Annotated in this window: 14 protein-coding genes; 5 read left to right on the plus strand and 9 right to left on the minus strand. The window is 71.0% G+C overall.

Going from position 1 to position 22,396, the window contains the following annotated elements:
- Positions 1-161: 161 nt before the first annotated feature.
- A complete protein-coding gene (locus KS03_RS09100; RefSeq protein WP_045678749.1) occupies positions 162-2,930 on the minus strand; it encodes a penicillin acylase family protein in 2,769 nt (922 codons plus the stop codon).
- 222 nt (positions 2,931-3,152) lie between these two features.
- Positions 3,153-3,602, minus strand: a complete 450-nt coding sequence (locus KS03_RS09105) for a Fur family transcriptional regulator (RefSeq protein ID WP_017424038.1) — start codon at positions 3,600-3,602, stop codon at positions 3,153-3,155.
- 275 nt (positions 3,603-3,877) lie between these two features.
- Here KS03_RS09105 and KS03_RS09110 point away from each other — a divergent pair, with 275 nt between their 5' ends.
- Positions 3,878-4,525, plus strand: coding sequence for a nitroreductase family protein (locus KS03_RS09110; protein ID WP_012733802.1), 648 nt, complete (start codon positions 3,878-3,880; stop codon positions 4,523-4,525).
- Positions 4,526-4,616: 91 nt separating this feature from the next.
- Here KS03_RS09110 and KS03_RS09115 read toward each other — a convergent pair whose 3' ends face one another.
- The gene (locus KS03_RS09115) at positions 4,617-6,371 is read right to left on the minus strand and encodes a cyclic peptide export ABC transporter (protein WP_012733801.1); all 1,755 of its coding nucleotides are present in this window, start codon (positions 6,369-6,371) and stop codon (positions 4,617-4,619) included.
- Between the two features lie 334 nt (positions 6,372-6,705).
- Here KS03_RS09115 and KS03_RS09120 point away from each other — a divergent pair, with 334 nt between their 5' ends.
- On the plus strand, positions 6,706-6,975 hold the full coding sequence (locus tag KS03_RS09120) for a CppA family protein (RefSeq protein WP_012733800.1): 270 nt from the start codon (positions 6,706-6,708) through the stop codon (positions 6,973-6,975).
- A gap of 445 nt (positions 6,976-7,420) precedes the next feature.
- Here KS03_RS09120 and KS03_RS09130 read toward each other — a convergent pair whose 3' ends face one another.
- Positions 7,421-8,515, minus strand: coding sequence for a hypothetical protein (locus tag KS03_RS09130; RefSeq protein ID WP_012733799.1), 1,095 nt, complete (start codon positions 8,513-8,515; stop codon positions 7,421-7,423).
- A gap of 502 nt (positions 8,516-9,017) precedes the next feature.
- Between KS03_RS09130 and KS03_RS09140 the strand changes: the two genes are divergently transcribed.
- From KS03_RS09140 to KS03_RS09150, 3 genes are all read left to right on the plus strand, one after another.
- A complete protein-coding gene (locus KS03_RS09140) occupies positions 9,018-9,695 on the plus strand; it encodes a response regulator transcription factor (protein WP_236577900.1) in 678 nt (225 codons plus the stop codon).
- Positions 9,692-10,765 carry an extracellular catalytic domain type 2 short-chain-length polyhydroxyalkanoate depolymerase gene (locus KS03_RS09145; protein ID WP_012733797.1) on the plus strand — a complete coding sequence of 358 codons (1,074 nt, stop codon included), beginning with the start codon at positions 9,692-9,694 and terminating at the stop codon, positions 10,763-10,765. The genes KS03_RS09140 and KS03_RS09145 overlap by 4 nt, the downstream gene beginning before the upstream one ends.
- Positions 10,766-10,872: 107 nt before the next feature.
- Complete coding sequence (locus KS03_RS09150) at positions 10,873-11,406, plus strand: hypothetical protein (RefSeq protein ID WP_230674486.1); 534 nt, start codon at positions 10,873-10,875, stop codon at positions 11,404-11,406.
- An 86-nt stretch (positions 11,407-11,492) separates the two neighbouring features.
- Here KS03_RS09150 and KS03_RS09155 read toward each other — a convergent pair whose 3' ends face one another.
- The 5 genes from KS03_RS09155 to KS03_RS09175 all read right to left on the minus strand — a co-directional run bounded on the left by KS03_RS09155 (position 11,493) and on the right by KS03_RS09175 (position 22,106).
- Positions 11,493-13,007 carry an acetyl-CoA hydrolase/transferase family protein gene (locus KS03_RS09155; protein ID WP_012733795.1) on the minus strand — a complete coding sequence of 505 codons (1,515 nt, stop codon included), beginning with the start codon at positions 13,005-13,007 and terminating at the stop codon, positions 11,493-11,495.
- A 496-nt stretch (positions 13,008-13,503) separates the two neighbouring features.
- A complete protein-coding gene (locus tag KS03_RS09160) occupies positions 13,504-17,715 on the minus strand; it encodes a bifunctional nitrate reductase/sulfite reductase flavoprotein subunit alpha (RefSeq protein WP_045678750.1) in 4,212 nt (1,403 codons plus the stop codon).
- Positions 17,716-17,799: 84 nt separating this feature from the next.
- Positions 17,800-18,165 carry a nitrite reductase small subunit NirD gene (gene nirD, locus KS03_RS32435; protein WP_012733793.1) on the minus strand — a complete coding sequence of 122 codons (366 nt, stop codon included), beginning with the start codon at positions 18,163-18,165 and terminating at the stop codon, positions 17,800-17,802.
- Positions 18,166-18,204: 39 nt separating this feature from the next.
- The gene (gene nirB, locus KS03_RS09170) at positions 18,205-20,739 is read right to left on the minus strand and encodes a nitrite reductase large subunit NirB (protein WP_012733792.1); all 2,535 of its coding nucleotides are present in this window, start codon (positions 20,737-20,739) and stop codon (positions 18,205-18,207) included.
- A 41-nt stretch (positions 20,740-20,780) separates the two neighbouring features.
- Positions 20,781-22,106, minus strand: coding sequence for an MFS transporter (locus KS03_RS09175; RefSeq protein ID WP_012733791.1), 1,326 nt, complete (start codon positions 22,104-22,106; stop codon positions 20,781-20,783).
- Positions 22,107-22,396 lie beyond the last annotated feature (290 nt).

Raw genomic sequence — 22,396 nt, forward strand, 5'->3', positions numbered from 1 at the left:
AAGGGCCGCCGGGCGCACGCGAGGCGCGCGCCCGGCGGCTCGGTCCGCAGATTGTAGAGGGCAATCGCCCGCGCTGCGGAAAGATCGGCGCGCGGGCTTGTCGGCCGCCCAGGCTCACGCTTGGCGCTTCGGCACGCCGCTGCCCCGCGGCCGGCCGGCGCCTAGGGCCGTGCCGCGCCAGCCGTGCTAGCCGCGTCGGCCGCGTCGGGCGGGTGCGGGCCTTCGGCGAGCGCCGCCGGCAGCGTCAGGCGCGTGACGTCGAGCCCCGGGTCGGCCGCGATGGCCCGCGCCTCGAACGGCGTGCGCAGCCAGCGCCGCGCCGCGTAGCGACGCGTGCCGTCGGCGTAATGCGGCGAGGCCGGATCGTCGGATTCCGAATGCGCGAGCAGCGTATGGGCCTCGGGGCCGCGTGCATCGAAGGTGACCACCTGCAGGTAGCTGTTGCCCGCCAGCGTGTCGGCCGTGATCGGCTGGCGCGCGCGGGGCTTGCCGTAGTCGCAGACGGCGGTGAAGTAGCCGAGATTGGCGCAGCCGCCGTAGAGCGGGATCGACTCGCCGTTGCGCGTCAGGTAGAGCGTCTCGCCGCGCCTGGCATCGAGCGCGAAGCCGGCGTCGGTCACGGCCAGGATCGCCGCGCCGAACGCCTCGGCGATCGCGGGATCGTCGGCGCGCAAGCCCGCCGGCGTATGCAGCGGATCGGCCGCGTCGAACGGCTGCGTGTAGAGCCGCGCCGGCGCGAGCTTCGCGACGCGCGCCCAGAACTGGTCCCACAGCAGGACGCCGCGCGCCTCGGGATCGGCCGCGCCGTGCCAGGCACGCAGCGTCGCGCAGGCCGCCGCGGTCGGCGCGCGGCGCGCGGGCCGGTAAGCGGCACCGCTCAGCAGGTCGTGCCCGACCATGATGACCGGGTTCGTGCAGACGCGATCGAGCAGCGCCGGCCGGTAGCGTGTCGCCGACAGCGTCTCGCCCGCCAGCGAGAAGCGCTCGACCTCGGCCGTCGTCACCGCCGCCGGGTTCGCCGGGTTCCCAGCATGCGGCGCAGCGGCCGCTGCGGCCGCCCGCATCGCGAACCGCAGGCCGAGCTGCGCGCGCAGGTCGAGCGGCGCGGCACCGACGCCCGTCACGCGCGCGAAGCCCGTCAGCGGCGCGGCCGGATTCGCGAGCCAGTAGCTGTTGTTCATGTTGGCGACGAAATCGCGCCGCAGCAGGCCCGGCATCGCGCTCGCGGGCAAGGAGCTGGGCCGCGCGGCGCTGCTGTCGCGGCGCCAGTCGCAGGCGGCGCGCGCGCCGTCGAGGAACGGCACGCCGGGCACCCTGGCGTCGAACGCGCGGCCGAGCGGCGGCGTGCAGCGGTCGGCCAGCGCATCGGGCACGTCCGGCACGTTGCCGATGTCGGCGTACCAGACGCGCGGGTCGCCGCGCCCGATCGCCAGCGTGTTGACCCACGGCATCGCGGTCGCGGCCCGCTGCGCCGCGATGAACGCGTCGAGCGAACGCGCGCGGCCGAAGGCGAGGAAGGTGGCGAAGATCGCGTCGTTGTCGGCGTTCACGTCGCGCAGGGCGAACGCCTGCCTGCGGGTCCAGGCCAGCGCGGGCGACCACGACGACAGGTCGACGAGCGGGCCGTAACGGCTGCGGTACAGCGTGCGCGTGACGCTGGCGAGCGTGCCGTCGGGCCGCCGCACCGGCACCGTCAGCACCACCGGCGTCATCGCGATGCGCCGGCCGTCCACCCGATAGACGGTGGGGTCGTCCGCGGCCAGCGTCAGCTGGAACAGGCCGAAGCGGCGCGCGCCGGACACCGTGTGGGTCCACGCCACCGCGTCGTTGTAGCCGATCATGATGACCGGCACGCCGAGAAACGATGCGCCGCTCACGTTCAGCCGGCCGGGAATCGTCAGTTGCGCCTGGTAGAAACGGTCGGGGCCGCTCCAGAACCAGTGCGGATTGCCGAGCAGGATCGGCTCGCCGTGCGTGGCGTCGCGGCCGAACGCGATGCCGTTGCTGCCGATGCCGTAGTGGCCGCCGACCTGCATCGCCTCGGCGTCGAGCCCGGCCAGCCCGCCGGCCGCCGTCAGGCCCGAGGCCGCGGCCGCCGCGGCCCCGCGCGCCGCGAGGCCGGCGTGCCGGGCCGCCTCGGCGGGCGGCCGCGCGTTCGCGAGCGCCGCGACGAACCGCGCCGCGCCGCCGGCCAGGTTCGCCGCGTACAGGCGCCGAACCACGTCGTCGGCGGTGATGGCCGCAAGCCACGGCGCCGCGCGGCAGGCGGCATGCCGGCCCGGCGCGCCGCCCGCGCGCAGTTCGGCGAGATAGCGGTCGTAGCCGGCCGCGAAGCCGCTGATCAGTTGCCGTAGCTCGGGCGGCTGGCTGCGGCGGTAGCGAGCGAGCGTGGCCGGCGGCGCGACGAGCCGGAAAAAGAAATCGGAATCGAGATTGGTCGGCGTGCCGAACGTCGAGCGCGCGGCCGGCTTGCCGCCGGCACCGAAAAAGCGCGCGCGCTCGCCGCGATAGGTGACGAACGCCTCGGCCATCGTGCAGAGGTTGTCGCTCGCCTGCGCGTAGCCGTAGCCGTAGCCGAGCGCCTGCCAGTTCGCGGCCTCGATGTGCGGGATGCCGTCGGTGGTGCGGCGGATCACGACCGTGGCAGCCAGGCCCGAAGCGGCGGCCGCGATGTCGGCCGCGCCGGCCGGCGCAGCAACGCCCGCTGCGACCTCCGAAGCGGCAGCCGGCTTGGCCGGCCCGCCGGCCGCCGGCCTGGCTGCCGCCTGGGTTGCCGCATCGGCGCCCGTCTCGCGCGGGGCGCTGCAACCGGCGCTGCCGGCCGCGCCCGCGACGCTCGCGACGAGCGCGAGCCTGCCTGCCCATGCCGAGCATCGCCGGCCGATCCGGCCGGCCGTGCCATACCCCTTCCTCCATGCTGCGAAAACCATGTGCCTCCCATGCGTGACTGACGGATGGCCGAAGCCGGTTCCGACCGGTCGCGCCGGCGCGCAATGCGCGGCCGGTGCCGGTCGGTCATGGCCTCTCTCGATCCCGTGACGCGCGCGGGCGGATCGTTATTGGAATGGGATGGCGGCGCTGCCGAAGGCCCCGCGTTCGGCAGCGCGCCGCGCCCGGGGCGAGCCGGGCGGATTCGGACGGACTCGGAAGAATCAGGCGCCGTCGGGGTCGGCCCCGCGCGGCTTCGGCCGGCATTCGGCGCAGTAGCCATGCAGCACCAGATGGTGGCCCGTCAGCAGATAGCCGAGCGCATCGGCGGCCGCCTTCTCACGGCCGTCGATCAGCGGATCGGAGAACTCGTCCACCTTGCCGCAAGCCAGGCAGATGATGTGATCGTGCCGCTTGCCGTCGTTGAGCTCGTAGACGTGGCGGTTCGAATCGAGCGTGCCGCTCGTCAGGATTCCCGCCTCGACGAACTGCGAGAGCACCCGGTAGACCGTGGCGAGACCGATGTCGATCTTCTCGGCCAGCAGATGGCGAAACACGTCCTCGGCACTGACGTGCCGCGGACGCGCCGCCGCGAAGAACTCCAGCACCTTCACGCGCGGCAACGTCGCGCGCAATCCCGCACCCTGCAACTGCTCATGGACTGGCATCAGCATAGACGAGTCGACAATGGACGGGCCGGCCCGGGCGGCCCGCCGCGACCGATCTCGCCGCCCCGCCGCCGCGCGCCTCGGCCCGAGTACCCGGCCGATCGACAGCGACCGTCGGGACAGGTAATCGCGGCCGGCGCGGCGCACCCGATGCCCCGGCGCCACGCCGCGCCGGCCGCGCGCGTAAGCGCTACCATACCTCATAACAATACGAATGAGAATCATTTGCACAAATGAAAAGGCATGCGCATCATGACGGGAATCAGTCGAACGGAGCCACCATGACGCAAGCCAAGCTCACCACCCCGGCCCCCGCCGCCCATCCACCGGCCGGCCGCGTCGCGCCAGAGGCGGGCCGCGCGCTCGTCGAGGTCCTGCTGTCGCGCCAGTCGCACCGGCAGTTGACCGAGCCGGCGCCGCGCGACCACGAACTCGGCCTGATCCTCGACGCCGCGCTGCGCGCGCCCGATCACGGGCGACTGCGGCCGTGGCGCTTCGCGCTGATTCGCGACGAGGCGCGCGCGGAGCTGGCCGAGCTGCTGACGGAACTGGCCGTCGCGCGCGAGCCGGGCCTGTCGCCCGACCAACGCGAGGCGCGCGGCCGGGCCGCCTGGGCAGCGCCGCTGATCATCGCGGTGGCCGCCGCGATCCGCCACCTGCACGGGGTTCCCGAGATCGAGCAGATGCTCTCGACGGGTGCCGCGGCGATGAACATGCTCAACGCGATCCACGCGCTCGGCTACGGCGGCTTCTGGATCACCGGTGCCGACAGCTACGATCCGAACCTGGCCGCCGCGCTCGATTTCGAGCCGCAGGACCGGCTGCTCGGCTTCCTGATGGTCGGCACGCCGGTATCGGCGGCCGCGCCGCCGGCCCGGCCGCCGCGCGCGCATCACGTGCGCGAATGGCTCGGCCGCACCGCGATCTGAGCGACGATCGAGCCCGCCAGCCCGTCAGCCGCGCTCGGGCCCAAACCGCGCCGGTGCCCGGGCCGGCAGCCGGCACCGGCCGGCCGCCGCCTCAATGCAGCTTCGCGCCGTTCGCGGCGGCGAGTCCGGCAATCTGCGCGGTGCCGCGATCCTCGTAGGTGAATTCCGCGCCCTTCGCGGTCTGGATGATCTGGCCGCGCTCGATCCGGATCACGCGATCGGCGACGTGGAAATAGCGGTCGTCGTGCGAGACGACGATGAGCGTCTTGCCCTGGCGCTTCAGCTCCGGCAGGAACACCGTGTAGAACACGCGGCGGAAGGTCGGGTCCTGGTCGGCCGCCCATTCGTCGAACATCATCACGGGCCGCTGCTCCAGCATCGCGTGGATCAGCGCGAGCCGCTTGCGCTGCCCCGTCGAGAGATCGATCGTCGAGAACACGCCGTCCTCGATCTTCACCTTGTGCGCGATCTCGAGCTGCTCCAGATAGGCCTGCGCGCGCGCGATCAGCGCCGGGTCGCGCACCACCAGATCGTCGAACAGGTGATAGTCGGCGAACACGGCCGAATAGAGCTGCCGGTACGCATCCATCTGCCCGGCCTCGACCGGCTCGCCGTTCAGCAGCAGTTCGCCGTGGCCCGCCTCGTAGAGCCCGAGCAGCAGCTTGATCAGGGTGGTCTTGCCGCTGCCGTTCTCGCCGATCACGAACAGCATTTCGCCGCGCTCGATCTTCAGGTCGATCGGGCCGAGCTTGAACGGCGGCTGGTCGCCGACGGGCGGAAAGGCCCACGAGGCCCGGCGCAATTCGATCTCGCGCAGTTCCACGGCATCGGCCGCGGGCGCGCCGTCGAGCAGCCGCGCCTCGCGGTTGGCGAACTGCGCGGTCAGCTCGGCGATGCGCTGAAACGAGATGCGTGCCTGGATCAGCGCCGGCAGGCCGCTGGCGAGCGTCTCCACCGGCCCGCGCACGTAGAGCAGCACGATCACGAAGCCGCTGACCACTTCCGGCGAGACGCCGAGCCGCTGCTGCAGCAGCAGGATCGCGCCGATCACGACGAAGAACAGCGTCGTGCCCGACGCGCTCGCGCCGTAGTAGAGGCGCATCGCCTTGATCTTGAGGTTCGAGATGTCGTCGGCCGCCCCCGACAGGCGTAGGCCGAACACGCGCTGGCGGCGCTCGCGGTTGATCCGCAGCTCCTTCGCTCCCTCGGTGATCGCGCGGTACTGCTTCTGCAGTTCGTCCTGCGCGCCGCGCACGCCCTTGTAGTAATGGCTCCACTTGAGGCTCGCGTACTGGTTGATCGCCACGCCCACCACGATCGCGACCAGCGCGATCAGGAACAGCGACGGCGACAGCACCAGCATGTAGGCCACGCAGCCGAGCGTGATGGCGGCCGCGACCGCGAAGTTCGGGAAGCTGAAGGTGAACGCGCTGACCGTTTCCACGTCGCTGTTCAGCGTCGAGAGCAGCCGGTGCGTCTTGTAGCGTTCGAGCGCCGCGACCGGCGCGCAGACGATGCGCGCCGAAATGTCCTTGCGCAGCGCCGCGATGATGCGCTGGCCGGTGACGCTGTTGCCGATCCCGGCGATGCCGTTGCAAAGCAGCGTGACGATGCACAGCGCGATGAAGGTCATGGCCGTGTTCATGCCGATGCCGCCCGGCGCGTGCAGGCTGGCGTTGATCACCGACAGCAGCCAGGCGGTGCAAAGGCCGCCGGCGATGCCGAGCAGCGTCGCGGCCAGCGTGATCGGAAGGAATGGCCTCAGCAGTTGCAGCAAGGTGCCGCCGTAGTTCGCGCGGTTCATGGCGCCCTCATCGCGAGTCATCCGATAGTTCCTCGAGTTCATGGGTGTGTTCGTCGATCGCGCCGGGCCGGCAGCGGCCCTCGCGCCATTCGCGAGCGACGGCCTGCAGAGCCGCTTTCCCTGACCGCTCGCGCCGCCGCCCGATACGGCCCGTCCCGGGGCACGTCACTCGATAATGATTCTTATTTTCAACTCGCGAATGATATTAGCTGGCCATGGAAATGGCAACCGCACCCCCGGCATCGGTGCGACGCGGCCCGCTCCCTCCCCTGGCCGATTGGCCGGTTCGATTTGCCCCCGATTGTTGTCGATTGTCTTCCTCCAAAATACTGGATATATTCACAGCACTGTATTCATAAACAGTACGAGGTGAGCAATGGAACACCGGGTTCGACTTGTCAACGACACCGACCGCCAGATCCTCGCCTGGCTGCGCAGCCAGGTCGGCGACGAGCGCGTCGCGCGCGCCATTCACCAGCTCGGGCGGATACGCAAGCCCTACGTCTCGGCGATCTGCCGTTATCTCGGGATGCGGCCGCCGTTCTCGATCCAGCGGCCGGTGCGGCGTGCCGCGACCGATCACTCGGTCGGCGATCATTATCTATCGCTGATCCGCCAGCATCTGGCCGGCCATGCGGCGCGCTGAGGTCCGCCGCGGCGCGCGGCGGCCGGGGCCGCGCCCCGGAAGCGCCCAGGCTTGCCGGTCGGGTCCGGCGGCGGCATCGGCGGCGGCGCTGCCTTTTCCGTTTTCACGCGCCTGGCTGCTCACGGTCCTGCACCCTGCCTGCCCGAGGCCGAACCTCACGGCAAGGCGCGTCACGACGCTGTCGTCCGCGCCGGCACGGCGGCGGACACGCGGCGCGCGCTCGTCCGGCTGAGCCCTTGGCTGACGGGGCTGCTGGGCCTGTTCGGGCCGCGCGCGAGGCGCGGTGTGCGCCCGGCGGCGTCCGCGAAAGCGACGGGGCATGACGGCCGCGCCGGCACGCGCTTGCCTGCCGTCGGGACGAGGGCGAGCGCCGGCGGCGCTCACGGCCCCGTCATCGCGCCCGGCCGGTGGTAGCGGAACCGCACGGGGCGGTGTTCCCGCCGGCTTATCGAGGCGTGGCGGCAGAGGCCGATATCGCGTCGGACGAGGCCGGCGCCGCCGCGCTATCGGCCGGCGCCGCGCCCTCGTCGAGATAGGCGCCGCCGTCGCCGCTCAAGGCCGTCCGGGTCAGCATCGCGAGCTGCTGGCGCACGGTATCGATCGATGCGCCGGCATCGAGCGTGCGTTGCAAGGTCAGCAGCCGTTGCGTGTGCTCGTTCTGCACCTGCATGCGCTCCGAGCTTGCGTAGGCGCGCTGGCTTTCGAGCGCGGCGTGGACCTGCGCCGAGGGGTCGCCGCGCACGACGGTTTCGAGCGAATCGACCACGCGCTGCAGCAGGCGATGCACGGCGCTCGCCGAGAAGCCGCCCAGCATCGCCATCGCCGGCTTGCCGAAGCCGCTTGCACTGCTGCCCGCGAACAGATGCGCGGGCAGGATTTCGACGAGGATCAGCCCGGCGATGAGCCCGAGGATCAGCCGCGCGCCATACGAGGCGTCGAACTTCGGGTCGTAGGTCGAATTGGCGATGTAGCGATGCGCCTGGAACAGCGTCGCGAACGAGGCACCGAGCCCGGCGCAGCACATCAGGAACAGCATGTTGACGAGCAGCGCCGTGCCCGAGGACGCCAGCATGCCGCGTTCGAGATTCTCCTCGCTGACCTCCGCGGACAGTCCGCTCAGGATCACGGCGCAGAGAAAGCCGATCGCCGCCAGCGTCAGCGCGCGAATCAGCGGTACCGGGCCGAGCAGCCCGATCACGTGCGGCGTGTGACGATGCCGGTCGAGCAGCGCGATGCCCTGCGGCGTCGCCGGCGCGACCACTTGCGACAGCCTGGCGTGGATCATCGCGAAATCGCGCATGCGCGCGGCCACGCTGGCGCCGTCGGTGCCGGCCCGCTCGTCGCTGGACAGCAGCGCCACCAGGCGCGCGACCGTGTCCGGCGCAACGTGCAGCCCGTGCTGCAGCGCGTGGCGCGCCATCGCCTCGCACTCGTGGCGCAGTTGCGCGGCGAGCGTGGGCGCGCCGGGGGCCGCCACCTCGGGCGCCGTATCGGGACGCACGGCCTTGGCAAGCGCGAGCAGCGCCGGATTCGCTTTCATGGATGGCATCTCGTGCGCCGGTGCGGCCCGCAGGTGAGCCTGCAAGGCTCGCGCCGCCGCAGCGCCGCCGGCAAGGCGGGCCGCGGCGGCTTCTTCGCGAGCGGAATCGGAAGCATCGACAGGTTGGCCATGGCGCTGAATTCAGGAAAGCGAAGCGATGAACGTGCACGACGCCAGCCCGTGCCGCCCGCGCCCTAACCGGCCGCGTCGACACCATCCGGACGGCAGGCCCATTCTCGGCGCCGGGCCGATTCCCCTCCATACGGCAAATGCGGTATGCACCGCGCTCTGCCTCGAAGCACCGGATCATTCGAATCACCTGCCATCCCGTCGATTCGATATTGCACGGCCCTCCGAATCGTCAAATCCCCACCAACACCATCGAGCCGGCATGGTTTTCCGTTTCCTTTGCCATGGCCGCCCGGTTTGCCGATTCATAAGATGAGCCGATCGGGTTGCACGCCGACCTCGGCGTGATACCCGCGGCCCCGCCAGGCAGTGGATGCCCACTGCTTTCGTCAATCAGCAAGGCCGCCCGTGCCGGGTTTCGATGCATCGCGCGCCATTCGCACCAACCCGCATCGCATCGCTCGCGACCAGCCGGTTGGGCGGCGCGCGCACGCCTTGCGTTTTCGACATGGAAACCGGAATGTCCCTCACCTTGCGGGAAAGCGCCGTGCTCGAGCTGATCGCGCTCGGCAACACCGATCGCGAAATCGCCGCGCGGCTCGGCATCGCCACCTCGACCGCGAGAAAACATCGCGAAAATCTGTTGCTCAAATTTCAAGCCAAGAAATCAGCGGAGCTGGTGATGATCTGGTTCAGATTGGCGGCCGATGCGCCGAAGGGCGGGCTCGCGGCGGCCATGGCGCCGCTCACGCCACGCCAGATCGAGATTCTCTCGCTGCTTGCGCACGGCTTCGGCGACAAGCAAATCGCGCGGCGCCTGAAAATCAGCGACCAGACCGCGCGCACGCATCGCCCTCAGATGCTGCGGCGCGCCCAGGCCAGAAACGTCTGCGAATTGATTTTCAAGGCACTCGATTCCGGCTGGATCGCCGTTTCCGATCGATCGGCCGCGCCTACCGCATTTGACGAATGGTCCGAAGCGACGAATCGTCAAAGAATAGGCTTAGCCGCTGCGGATTTTCCGCCGGCATCGACCAGGAGAAAACAATGAAGGGATGGCGATTGACATGGCGGCGCACGGCCGCGCGCCTCGCGCTCACGGCGCTGATCGGCACCGGCATGGGGGCCGCGGGCCCGCTGCATGCAGCACCGTTGCAGGGCTATGGCGCCGATCCGGCACAGACGTCGGTATCGGGACTCTCGTCGGGGGCGTTCATGGCGGCGCAATTCGACGTCGCGTGGTCCACCCATCTGATCGGCGCCGGCATCGTCGCGGGCGGTCCGTTCTATTGCGCGGGCCTGTTTCCGCTGGTGAGCCCGGCCACCGCCGCGCAGACCCATTGCATGAACCCGCTCGGCGATACCGGCCCGCGTGCGCAGGACGCGCTGCGCGCCGCCCAGCGGTTCGCCGACGAGAAACGCATCGACGACTTGCGCGGCCTCGCGGCGCAACGGGTGTACGTGTTCAGCGGCAGCAGCGACCGCACGGTCACGACGCGCGTGGTCGCGCAGGTGCCGCGCTTCTACCAGCTCGCCGGCACCCCGGACAGCCAGATCCGCTATGTCGACAACGTCGCCGCCGGCCATGCGCTGATCACCGACAACAAGGCCGATACCGCCTGCGGACTCTCGCAGCCGCCGTTCATCAACAACTGCGGCTTCGAGCAGTCGCGCGACATCCTGCGCTGGATCTACGGGGACCTGAAGGCGCCCGCGGCCACCGCGCCGCCCGACCATCTGCTCAGCTTCGACCAGCGCGCCTTCGACCCCGACGGCAGCGCCTCGCTCGGGTCGACCGGCTTCGTCTACGTGCCGGCCGCCTGCACCCAGGCCGGCGCCGCCTGCCGCATCCACGTGGCGTTTCACGGCTGCCTGCAAAGCGCCGAGAAAATCGGCGAACGGTATGCCAGCAGCACCGGCTACAACGAACTGGCCGAAACCAACCGGATCATCGTGCTCTATCCGCAGGCCGGCGCCTCCGCGAAGAATCCGCTCGGCTGCTGGGATTTCTGGGGCTACACGAGCAAGGACCCGATGAAGCCGGACTTCTACAGCCGCCAGGCCCCGCAGATCGCCGCCGTGATGCGGATGGTCAAGCGTCTTTCCGACCCGCGCCAGTGAGCTCCCGGGGCCGCGCCGTTCGCGGTCCCGTTTCCGTCACCCGGCGGGCGCGCTCGACGACAGGCGCGCCGCCACCCTCGAGATAACCGAACATGAACACCGCCCCGATGCAAACCCCTCTGATCCTGATGCGCGCCGCCGCCCAGATCGGCGCCGGCATGGCCGCTTACGGAACCCAGGCCTTCGCCGCCGCCGTCTCGCCGGACACCGGCGCCAGCTGGCCGGCTGCGCTCGCGCGCACGCTCGACTTCGCGAACCAGTGCTCGAAGACGGGCACCGCGGCCTTCAACGCCGTCTGGCAGGCCCAGCGCGACACGCTCGGCCTCGACGCGGCGGCGCGTGCGCTGCGCGCGCTCAACAGCGTGCAGACCGACACCGCGTCCACCTGGAACGAGCTGAGCACGCGCGCCACCGCCGACGGCGCCACCGGCCTCAGGGAATGGCTGCTGGCGGCCTCGAAGGCGCGCGACGCCGACGATCTGACGCTCGGCACCTTCCTGTTCCTGCAGCAATGGCAGGACATGATGAAAACGGCCGGCACGGGCGTCGCGGGACTCGCGTCGCGCGCGGCCGGCGCCAGCCTGGAGGCGCTGCGCGGCAGCCTGCAGGATTCGGCGCCGGACGCGGCCAGCGCTTCCTGAAGTGGCCGGCGGCCGCCGTGGTCTCGTGCATATCGGGCTACGGGGCTACGGGGCAGCCGGGCAGCGCAGGCGCCCCGGCCGCCGCGTCACGGCTTCATCGTGCCGGTGCGCACGTAGCGGTCGTGCCACGACAGCGCCTCGCCGAGCAGATGCGGCGTCTGCTTGCCGAAGCTCTCGTGGCTGGCGCGCTCGAAGTAGTCGGCCAGCATCGGCCGGTAGTCCGGGTGCGCGCAGGTGTCGATGATCTTGCGCGCGCGCTGGCGCGGCGACAGCCCGCGCAGGTCCGCGAGGCCCTGCTCGGTCACCACCACGCCCACGTCGTGCTCGGTGTGATCGACATGGCTCGCCATCGGCACGATCCGCGAGATCGTGCCGCCCTTCGCGGTGCTCGCCGACATGAAGCACGACAGGTAGCCGTTGCGCGCGAAGTCGCCCGAGCCGCCGATGCCGTTCTGGATCTTCGTGCCCATCACGTGCGTGGAATTCACGTTGCCGTAGATGTCGGCCTCGATCATGCCGTTCATCGCGATGCAGCCGAGCCGGCGCACCAGCTCCGGATGATTGCTGATCTCCTGCGGGCGCAGCAGGATCTTCTTGCGGAACAGCGCGATGTCGTCGGCGAAGCGCTTGACGGCGTCGGGGCTCAGCGACAGCGCGGTGGCCGAGGCGAAGCTCAGCGTGCCGTTCACGAGCAGGTCGAGCATGCCGTCCTGGATCACCTCGGTATAGGCGGTCAGGTTCGTGAAGCCGCCCTCGCCGAGCCCGGCCAGCACCGCGTTGGTGATGTTGCCGACGCCCGATTGCAGCGGCAGCAGGTTGGCGGGCAGCCGGCCGCGGCCGATCTCGTGGCGCAGGAACTCGATCAGGTGCCCGGCGATCTGCTTCGAGGTGGCGTCGGGAGCCGAGAACGCGTTGCTGCGATCGGGCGCGTCGGTCTCGACGATCGCGATGATCTTGTCGGCCGGGCAGCGCAGGTACGGCTCGCCGATGCGGTCGTCGGCAGACACCAGCGGAATCGGCTTGCGATGCGGCGGCAGCGCCGTGCCGTAATAGATGTCGTGCATGCCGTCGAGGCCGAGCGGCTGCCGCGAGTTGACCTCGAGGATCACCTTCTTCGCCAGGTCCAGCCAGGTCTTGTTGTTGCCGACCGAGGCCGACGGAATCAGCAGCCCGTCCTCGCGAATGCCGGCCACTTCCACCACGGCCACGTCGAGTTCGCCGAACAGGCCGAACCAGGCGTATTGCGCGACGTGGCTCAGGTGGATGTCCTGGTAGTCGAGCTTGCCCGCATTGATCTTGTCGCGCAGGACCGGATCGGACTGGTACGGCAGGCGCATCGAGATGCCGTCGGCCTTGGCGAGCGCGCCGTCGAGCTCGGGCGCCGTGGAGGCGCCCGTCAGCACGTTGATCCGGAAGTCCTCGCCGCGCGCGTGGGCGGCCGAGATACGCGCGGCCAGCGCGGCCGGCACCGCCTTCGGATAGCCGGAGCCGGTAAAGCCGCTCATGGCGACGGTCATGCTCGGCACGATCAGGGCCGCCGCTTCTTCGGCGGTACGGACGAGGGAACGCAGGGATTCGGCGAGGATTCGGGAAGTGGGCATGGCGAGAGCTCGAACGGGTCGTGATAGGTCGTCGTGGGCGCCGCGGCAGGTGTCTCGGAAGCGGCGCGTGACCCGACGGTTCGCAACCGCGGACCGGGTCGGGGACAGCGCGCGCAGTATCGCAGAGGCTGCCGTTGGCATAGATCGGCAACGCTGCAAAACTTTTTTTCCGAAATTGTTCGATATTCGGACAAAATGAGAGCGATTCGGCCTGCCGGAGCCGGGGTCCGGCGGGTTGTTCCGCTTTCGCCGCGCTCACCGCCGTCCTCACCGCCTTCCACCACCGCTTTCGTCGCGTTTGCCAGCCTCATCGATCGGCCGGCGCTATCGGCGGGCGCCCAGTCTGGCGAGCATAGCGCGCTTGCCTTCGTTCACCCCGGGCCGTCTTCACGGCCCGGGGAGCCAGATCAAACTTCCGATCCATAGCGCGGCCGCGGCCGGCCTCCAAGCCGCGCTGCCCGGCCCGCGGCGAGGCGTTCGCAGCCGGCACGGCGGCTCAATAGACGTCGCGCAGGTAGCGCCGCTGCCTGGCCATGCGCGCGACGTACTCGGCGGCGCTTGCCTCGTCCATCCCGCCGTGCTCGGCCACCACCGCCTTCAGCGCCGCGTCGACGTCGCGCGCCATGCGCGCGGCATCCCCGCACACGTAGAAATGCGCGCCGTCCTCGAGCCACGACCAGAGCTGCGCGCCGCGCTCGCGCATGCGGTCCTGCACATAGACCTTGGCGTCCTGGTCGCGCGAGAAGGCGAGATCGAGATGCGTGAGGAAACCGTCGTCGTGCATCGCGCTCAGTTCGTCGCGATAGTAGAAATCGGTGGCCGCGTGCTGCTCGCCGAAGAACAGCCAGTTGCGCCCGCGCGCGCCGCGCGCGCGCCGCTCGTGCAGGAAGCCGCGGAACGGCGCGATCCCGGTGCCCGGCCCGACCATCACGATCGGCGTGTCGCCGCTCGCGGGCGGGCGGAAATGCGCCGACTTCTGCACGAACACGGGCACCGGCACGCCGCCCTCGCCCATCTGCGCGCGATCGGCGAGGAAGGTCGAGGCGACGCCCTTGCGCTCGCGCCGGCCGTTGCTGTAGCGCACCGCCGAGACGGTCAGATGCACCTCGCCGCGATGCGCGGCCGGGCTCGACGCGATCGAGTAGAGGCGCGGCTGGAGGCGCTTGAGCATCGCGACGAGTTCCGCCGCCGACAGCTCGACCGGAAACTCGTGCAGCACGTCGGCCAGCTGCTGCCCCCAGAGCCAGTTCTTCAGATCGGCCCTGCGATCCGAGGCGAGCAGCGCCTTCAGCGCGCCGTTGCGGCTGCGCCCGGCGATCAGCGCCAGCGCGTCCGGATGCGGCCGCGTGATGTCGAGATGACGGCCGAGCGCCTCGCCGAGCCGCAGCTCGCCCACGCCGGGCACGCTCACCGGCGTATCGGCCGACAGCCGGGTGAGCGTCAGCAGCTCGTCGACCACGGCCGGGCAATTGGTCGGCCAGATGCCGAGCGCGTCGCCGGCCTCGTATTCGAGCGCGGTGCCTTCGGTGGACAGCGCCAGGTAGCGCGTGTCCTTCGCGGCGCCGGGCCGGTTCAGCCTCAGGTTCGCGACCAGCCGCGAGGCGGCCGGCCGTGCCTTGCTGGGCAGCAGCGACGGGATCGCGCCGCCGTCGGGCACCGCGTGCAGCGCGGCGTCCACGGCCTTGATGCGCGCGATGGCGCGCTCGAGCCAGCTGTCGGCGGCCGGCTGGAACTCGACGTCGCAATCGACGCGCTCGGTCAGCCGCTCGGCGCCGAGCTCGGCGAGCCGGGCGTCGAGCCGGCGGCCATGGCCGCAGAACGCGTCGTAGTTGCGGTCGCCGAACGCGAGCACGGCGTAGCGCAGGCCGTCCAGGCGCGGCGCCGCGGCACCGGCCAGCGCCGCCGAGAACGCGGCGCCGTTGTCGGGTGCGTCGCCGTCGCCGAAGGTGCTCGTCATCAGCAGCGCGTATTGCGCGTTCGCGAACACGGCCGGCGTCGCGTCGGCCATGCAGGCCACGCGGATCTCGAAGCCGGCATTCATCAGCATGGTCGCGTAGAGCTCGGTCAGCGATTCGATGTTGCCGGTCTGCGATGCCCACAGCAGCAGCACCTTCGGCCGCGCATGCACGATCCGCACGCCGGCCGCGGCCGGCAGCGCCTCGCCCGGGCCGGCGCCCGGCGCCGCGCCGGCCGGCCCGGGCAGCGCCGGCGCCTCGCCCAGCGGCGCGCGGCTGTAGAGCCCGGCCAGCATGCCGTCGAGCCAGAGCCGCGTGGCCGGCGCGCACGGCGCGCTGGCCGGCAGCACCGGCACGCCGCCCGCGGGCGCGCCGCGCAGGCCGCTGAGGAAGCCGGCGAGATAGGCGCGCTCGGCATCGGAAAGGGGCGGCGCGGCGAGATCCTGCAGGCCGAGCGCGGCCGCGAACGTATCGAGAGCAGCGGACATGGGGGATTCCTGAGGCGGGGCCGCGCCGGCTTCGGCGGGCGCGGCCGGCGGGTTCGACGGCTGGCGCGCGCCGCCGGCGCCAGCGGCGCTGACGGGGTCGGCGGCGGCGCGCGCCACGCGCGTCAGCGCGACGGCGCAGAATTTGAGTTCGGGCTGCAGCGAGACCGGATCGACGGCGTCGTGGGTCAGCGCGTTGATGCAGAGCTCGTCGCCGTATACGTCGTTCCAGTGCATCGGCGCGAACGCGGCGCCGGGCTGCACGCGATCGCTGATGGCGGCCGGCAGCACCGCGCGGCCGCGCCGCGAGCGCAGCTCGACGCTGTCCTGCGGGCCGATGCCGAGCGCCGCGGCGTCCTGCGGATGCAGCTCGACGAACGGCTTCGGGTTCAGCTTGTTCAGCATCGCCACCTTGCCGGTCTTGGTCATGGTGTGCCACTGGTGCTGCAGGCGGCCGGTGTTCAGCACGATCGGATATTCGGCGCACGGCAGCTCGGCCGCCTCGGCGTGCGGCCGCGCGAAGAAGCGCGCGCGCCCGCTGGGAGTCGGGAACGCGAGCGCCGGCACGCTGCCGTCGCCGGCGATGCGGCGGGTCTGGCTCACGCCGTCGTTGAGGTAGCGCAGCGGGTGCCGGTCCTGCCCGTCGCCGGGAGGACAGGGCCATTGCAGCGGCGTCGCGCGCAGCGCGCGGTGGCTCGCGCCGCGCAGGTCGTAGCCGGTGGCCGGGTTCGAGAACCGCACGATCTCGGCGAACACCTCGTCCGCGCTCGCGTAGTCGAACGCCTCGCCGTAGCCCATCTCGCGCGCCACGGCCGCGACGATCGCCCAGTCGGCGCGCGCCTCGCCGGGCGGCTCGATGGCCTGCTGCATCAGCGTCAGGTTGCGCTCCGAGTTGATCATCACGCCCTCGGCCTCGGCCCATAGCGCGCCGGGCAGCAGGATATCGGCATAGCGGTTGGTCTCGGTGTCGAGGAACGCGTCCTGCGCGATCACGAGTTCGGCGGCCTGCAGGCCGGCGATCGCGTTGGCGCGGTTCGCGACGGTGGCCGCCGGATTCGTGCAGATGATCCAGCAGGCCTTGATCTCGCCCGATGCCATCCGCTCGAACATGTCGATCGTGCCGGCGCCGCCGCCGTCGGCGCGCAGCGTGCCGGGCGGCAGCTGCCAGACCGCCTCGACGAAGGCGCGGTCGGCGGCGTCGAGCAGGCTGCGCTGGCCCGGCAGCCCCGGCCCCATGTAGCCCATCTCGCGTCCGCCCATCGCGTTCGGCTGGCCGGTCAGCGAGAACGGCCCGCTGCCGGGCCGGCAGATCGCGCCGGTGGCCAGATGCAGGTTGCAGATCGCGTTGGTGTGCCAGGTGCCGCGCGTGCTCTGGTTCAGGCCCATGGTCCAGCAGCTCGTCCAGTCGCGCGCCTCGCCGATCATCTGCGCGGCGCGGCGGATCTGGTCCTCGGCCAGCCCCGTGAGCTCGGCCACCCGGGCCGGCGGGTAGTCGGCGAGGAAGGCCGGCATCGCCTCCCAGCCCTCGGTGTAGGCCTCGATGAACGCCGCGTCGGTGTGGCCGTTCTCGTGCAGCAGGTGCAGCAGCCCGTTGAGCAGCGCGAGATCGGTGCCGGGCCGGATCTGCAGGAACAGCGAGGCCTTGTCGGCGGTGGTGGTGCGGCGCGGATCGACCACGATCAGCTGCGCGCCGGCCTTCACGCGGTCCATCATGCGCAGGAACAGGATCGGATGACAGTCGGCCATGTTCGAGCCGATCACGAGGAACAGGTTCGCGTGGTCGAAGTCCTGGTACGAGCCGGGCGGCCCGTCGGCGCCGAGCGAGAGCTTGTAGCCGCTGCCCGCGCTCGCCATGCAGAGGCGCGAGTTCGATTCGACGTGGGCGGTGCGCAGGTAGCCCTTGGCGAGCTTGTTGACGAGATACTGCGCCTCGATCGACATCTGGCCCGACACGTAGAACGCCACGGCGTCGGGGCCGTGCGCGTCGCGAATCGCGGCCAGCCGCCGCGCCGTCTCGCGGATCGCGTCGTCCACCGGCAGCGGCACCGCATCGCGGTCGCGCGCCTCGCGCAGGTAGGCGCTTTCGAGCCGCCCGGCGTGGCGCAGCGCGACGTGCGCGGACGAGCCCTTGGTGCAGAGCCGGCCGAAGTTGGCCGGATGCTCGGGGTCGCCCGAGACCTTGACCACCTCGCCGTCATCGACGTGCAGCACCATCCCGCAGCCGACGCCGCAATACGGGCACACCGTTTTCACGCTCGCGTTCGTCATTGCCGCTCCGTTGCGATCAATCGGCGAGCCGCCGCGGCATCGCGCGCGGCCCGGCCCCACCTGTCCCGCCCGTGATGGCGGGCGTCATGCCGCCTCGACCCAGACCAAGCCGCCCTCGACGCGCGAGGCGTAGACCCCGACCGATTTCTCCGGCGCCTCGACGCACTCGCCGGTGCGCAGGTCGAAGTGCTGCTTGAAGAGCGGCGAGGCCACCACCACGCGCTCGCCGAGGCTGCCCACCAGCCCGCGCGAGAGCACCGCCGCGCGCGACAGCGGATCGATGTTGTCGATCGCGTAGATATTGGTGCGGCCGTCGCCGGCCTCGACGCGGAACACGGCCACCTGGCCGCCGTTGACGAGCGCGCACACGCCCGTGTTCGGCACGATGTCGTTGAGCTGGCAGACGGGCGTCCAGCGCGCGGCGGCAGCCAGTTTCGGTTCGCGATGCATGAGCTTCTCCTCGATCGGATGGTTGAACGCCGGCCGCCCTCAGGCGGTCACCGGCTCTGAGGCGTCGGCCGGCTCGGCCGCCTCGCCGGGCAGCGCGGGACGGATCTGGCCGCGCGCCTCGACGAACGCGATGGTGGCATCGGGCGCGTCGCTGTTGACGAAATGGCGGAACCGGCGGCGCGTGGCGGGGTCGTTTACGGCCTTCTTCCACTCGCACTCGTAGGTGTCGACAACGTGCGCCATCTGCGCTTCGAGGTCCGCGCCGATGCCGAGCCTGTCATGCACCACCACGTCGATCAGGTAGTCGAGCCCGCCCTCCAGGTTGTCGCGCCAGGTGCTGGTGCGCTGCAGCCGGTCGGCGGTGCGGATGTAGAACATCAGTACGCGGTCGATGTAGCGGATCAGCGTCTCGCGGTCGAGGTCGGCCGCCAGCAGCTCGGCGTGGCGCGGCTTCATGCCGCCGTTGCCGCATACGTAGAGGTTCCAGCCCTTCTCGGTGGCGATCACGCCGATGTCCTTGCCCTGCGCCTCCGCGCATTCGCGGGTGCAGCCGGACACCCCGAACTTGATCTTGTGCGGCGCGCGCAGGCCCTTGTAGCGGTTCTCCAGGTCGATCGCGAGGCCCACCGAATCGCCCACGCCGTAGCGGCACCAGGTCGAGCCGACGCACGACTTCACGGTGCGCAGCGACTTGCCGTAGGCATGGCCCGACTCGAAGCCGGCCGCGATCAGCTCCTCCCAGATCAGCGGCAGCTGCTCGACGCGCGCGCCGAACAGGTCGACGCGCTGGCCGCCGGTGAGCTTGGTGTAGAGGCCGTACTTCTTCGCCACCTGGCCGACCGCGATCAGCCCCTCGGGCGTGACCTCGCCGCCCGGCATGCGCGGCACCACCGAATAGGTGCCGTCGCGCTGGATGTTGGCGAGGTAATAGTCGTTCGAATCCTGCAGGCCCGCGTGTTCGCGCTTGAGCACGAACTCGTTCCAGCACGAGGCGAGGATCGAGGCCACGGTGGGCTTGCAGACATCGCAGCCGAGCCCCTTGCCGTGCTTGCGCAGCAGCTCGTCGAAGGTGCGGATGCCCTCGACGCGGATCAGGTGGTACAGCTCCTGGCGCGAATGCGCGAAGTGCTCGCAGAGGTGGTTGTTGACGGCCAGGCCCTGCTTCTTCATCTCGGCCTTCATGATCTGCGTGACGAGCGGCACGCAGCCGCCGCACGAGGTGCCTGCGCCGGTGCAGGTCTTCAGCGCGCCGATCGAGGTCGCGCCGCCCGCCACCGCCTCGCAGATCTGCGCCTTCGAGACGTTGTTGCAGGAGCAGATCTGCGCCGCGGCCGGCAGCGCCTCGACGCCGATGCCCGGCTTCGCGGCGCCGTCGGCCTGCGGCAGGATCAGCATCTCCGGCTCGGGCGGCAGCTCGATGCCGTTCAGCCGCATCTGCAGCAGCGTGCCGTATTCGGCCGCGTCGCCCACCAGCACCGCGCCGAGCAGGCGCTTGCCGCATTCGGACACCACCAGCTTCTTGTAGACCTCGCGGCGCTGGTCGACGTACTGCACCACGCGGCAGCCCGGCGTCGTGCCGTGCGCGTCGCCGATGCTCGCCACGTCCACGCCCATCAGCTTGAGCTTGGTGCTCAGGTCCGCGCCGCCGAACGCGGCCTCGCCGCCCGCCAGCTGCTGCGCGACCACGCGCGCCATCTCGTAGCCGGGCGCCACGAGCCCGAAGGTCTGGCCGCGCCAGGCCGCGCATTCGCCGATCGCGTAGACGGCCGCGTCGCCGGTGCGGCAGCGATCGTCGATCACGATGCCGCCGCGCGGCCCGATCTCGAGCCCGCAGTCGCGCGCGAGCTGGTCGCGCGGGCGGATGCCGGCCGAGAACACGATCATGTCGGCCTCGAGGTGCGTGCCGTCGGCGAAGTGCATGCGATGCGTGGCGGTCTCGCCGTCGCCGATCTCGAGCGTGTTCTTGCCGGTATGCACCTGCACGCCGAGCGCCTCGATGCGGCCGCGCAGCATGCTGCCGCCGCCGTCGTCGACCTGCACGGCCATCAGGCGCGGCGCGAATTCGACCACGTGCGTGTCGAGCCCCAGATCGCGCAGCGCCTTCGCGCACTCGAGGCCGAGCAGCCCGCCGCCCACCACCACGCCCGAGCGCGAGCGCGCGCCGCAGGCCCGCATCGCGACCAGGTCCTCGATGGTGCGGTAGACGAAGCAGTCGGCCCGGTCGCGCCCCGGCACCGGCGGCACGAACGGCGCCGAGCCGGTCGCGAACACCAGCCGGTCGTAGCCGAGCGTCTCGCCGTTGGCCAGCGTGACGGTGCGCGCGGCGCGATCGACCGAGGCGGCGGCCGTGCCGAGGCGCAGCCGGAAGTTCGGATGCGCCTCGAAGAAGCCGGGCGCGACGAGCGAGAGATCCTCGGCCGTCTTGCCGCTGAAGAACTCCGACAGGTGAACGCGATCGTAGGCCGCGCGCGGCTCCTCGCAGAGCACGGTGACCTGGGGCGCGCACGGGTGGCCGGCGAGGCTCTCGAGCAGCTTGTGGCCGACCATTCCGTGACCGATGACGACGATGTTCATGTTGCCTTCCTCTCTGTGTTTGCCCGATATCTGGCCGCGGCTCAGTGAGCGACGGGCAGGTTGGCCAGCGCGCTGGCACGCAACGCGGCCTCGCGGGCCATGTGCTCGGCGCTGAAGCGCACCGCGATCGCGCAGAGCGAGGTGACCAGCACGAAGCCGCCCAGCAGCGTCAGCGTGGCTTGCACGTCGCCCACGCCCTTCATCAGGAAGCCGGCCGCGACGGCGCCCACGTTGCCGCCCGCGCCGACGATGCCGGCCACGCCGCCCAGCGCCTTGCGGTCGATGAACGGCACCAGCGCGTAGGTCGCGCCGCAAGCCATGTGCGTGAACATCCCGAACGCGACCATCGCCACGATCGCCATGCCCACCTGCCCGGCATGAGCGAACGCCAGCAGGCCGAGCCCCTCGCCGGCGATCAGCACGGCCAGCAGCATCGAGCGCACGGCGAGCCCGCGGCGCGCGGCGAGGCGGTCCGACAGCCAGCCGCCGAGCGCGCGCGCGAACAGCGCCAGCAGGCCGAAGATGCCGGCCGCGAGGCCCGCGTCCTTCAGCGACAGCTGGAAGTGGTTCACGTAGTAAAGCGAGGCGATGTTATGGATGAACACCTCCACGCCGAAGCAGGCGCCGTAGGTGATGGCCAGCATCCAGACCCGGTAGTTGCGGCATGCGAGGAAGAAGCTTGCCCAGCCGCCCTTCTTGCCGCTTTCCACCGTCTCGCCGCGGGCGCGCAGCGTGATGAAGTCGCCTTGCGGGCAGTCCTGCGTGTAGCGCCAGTAGAGCACCGCCATCACCAGCATCGCCACGCCGGGCACCACCAGCGCGACGCGCCAGGCCGACGCGTCGCCCACGCCGAGCATCAGCACCGCGGCCAGGATCAGCGGCACCAGCGCCTGCGCCGCGCCGGCGCCCGCGTTGCCCCAGCCCGCCGTGGTGGCGTTCGCGGTGCCCACCACGTTCGGCGCGAACATCACCGAGGTGTGGTACTGCGTGATCACGAAGCTCGCGCCCACCGCGCCGATGCCGAGCCGGCACAGCAGGAAGCTCGAGTAATCGTGGCTGAAGGCCACCGCGATCACCGGCAGCGCGCCCGCGGCCAGCAGCCCGGCGTAGACGCGGCGCGGGCCGAAGCGGTCGCACAGCGGGCCGACCACCAGCCGCACCAGGATGGTGGCCGCGACGGCCGCGATGTTGATGTCGGCCACCTGGCCGGCGCTGAGATGGAACTGCTTGGCGATCAGCGGCATCAGCGGCGCGCAGGCGAACCACGCGAAGAAGCAGACGAAGAACGCCATCCAGGTGAGATGAAATGCGCGCATCGGCACGGTGCGCAGGCTGAACAGATCGATACGGGTGGCTTTGTTCGACATGAGGATCTACCAAAACAAAACGGCGTCCTGAGAACCCGGTAGAAACACCGGATGCACAGGACGCCGTTGCCCAGAAAGCCCGTTGCCGGGCCGCTCAGTATTCGGTATTGCAAACGAATCGCCGTTGACTCGTTCGCCTAACGCTTTGCAAGCGCCGTGCCAGACGTTGCGAAACGCCGTGCGGCGCGGGTTTGCGGCACGGCCCCGCGATCCCGCGCGGCGCGCGGCACCGAGGCGCGGCATAGGACGGCGCATCGCCGCCCAATTGTGGTGCGGCGCAGCACTAAGCG

The organism is Burkholderia glumae LMG 2196 = ATCC 33617 (assembly GCF_000960995.1).
GTDB classification, from domain to species: Bacteria; Pseudomonadota; Gammaproteobacteria; order Burkholderiales; family Burkholderiaceae; genus Burkholderia; species Burkholderia glumae.

Coding starts and splice junctions, on each gene's coding strand:
- KS03_RS09100 (WP_045678749.1), bottom strand. CDS start 2,930: ATGGTTTTCGCAGCATGGAGGAAGGGGTATGGCACGGCCGGCCGGATC.
- KS03_RS09105 (WP_017424038.1), bottom strand. CDS start 3,602: ATGCTGATGCCAGTCCATGAGCAGTTGCAGGGTGCGGGATTGCGCGCG.
- KS03_RS09110 (WP_012733802.1), top strand. CDS start 3,878: ATGACGCAAGCCAAGCTCACCACCCCGGCCCCCGCCGCCCATCCACCG.
- KS03_RS09115 (WP_012733801.1), bottom strand. CDS start 6,371: ATGAACTCGAGGAACTATCGGATGACTCGCGATGAGGGCGCCATGAAC.
- KS03_RS09120 (WP_012733800.1), top strand. CDS start 6,706: ATGGAACACCGGGTTCGACTTGTCAACGACACCGACCGCCAGATCCTC.
- KS03_RS09130 (WP_012733799.1), bottom strand. CDS start 8,515: ATGAAAGCGAATCCGGCGCTGCTCGCGCTTGCCAAGGCCGTGCGTCCC.
- KS03_RS09140 (WP_236577900.1), top strand. CDS start 9,018: ATGCCCACTGCTTTCGTCAATCAGCAAGGCCGCCCGTGCCGGGTTTCG.
- KS03_RS09145 (WP_012733797.1), top strand. CDS start 9,692: ATGAAGGGATGGCGATTGACATGGCGGCGCACGGCCGCGCGCCTCGCG.
- KS03_RS09150 (WP_230674486.1), top strand. CDS start 10,873: ATGCAAACCCCTCTGATCCTGATGCGCGCCGCCGCCCAGATCGGCGCC.
- KS03_RS09155 (WP_012733795.1), bottom strand. CDS start 13,007: ATGCCCACTTCCCGAATCCTCGCCGAATCCCTGCGTTCCCTCGTCCGT.
- KS03_RS09160 (WP_045678750.1), bottom strand. CDS start 17,715: ATGACGAACGCGAGCGTGAAAACGGTGTGCCCGTATTGCGGCGTCGGC.
- nirD (WP_012733793.1), bottom strand. CDS start 18,165: ATGCATCGCGAACCGAAACTGGCTGCCGCCGCGCGCTGGACGCCCGTC.
- nirB (WP_012733792.1), bottom strand. CDS start 20,739: ATGAACATCGTCGTCATCGGTCACGGAATGGTCGGCCACAAGCTGCTC.
- KS03_RS09175 (WP_012733791.1), bottom strand. CDS start 22,106: ATGTCGAACAAAGCCACCCGTATCGATCTGTTCAGCCTGCGCACCGTG.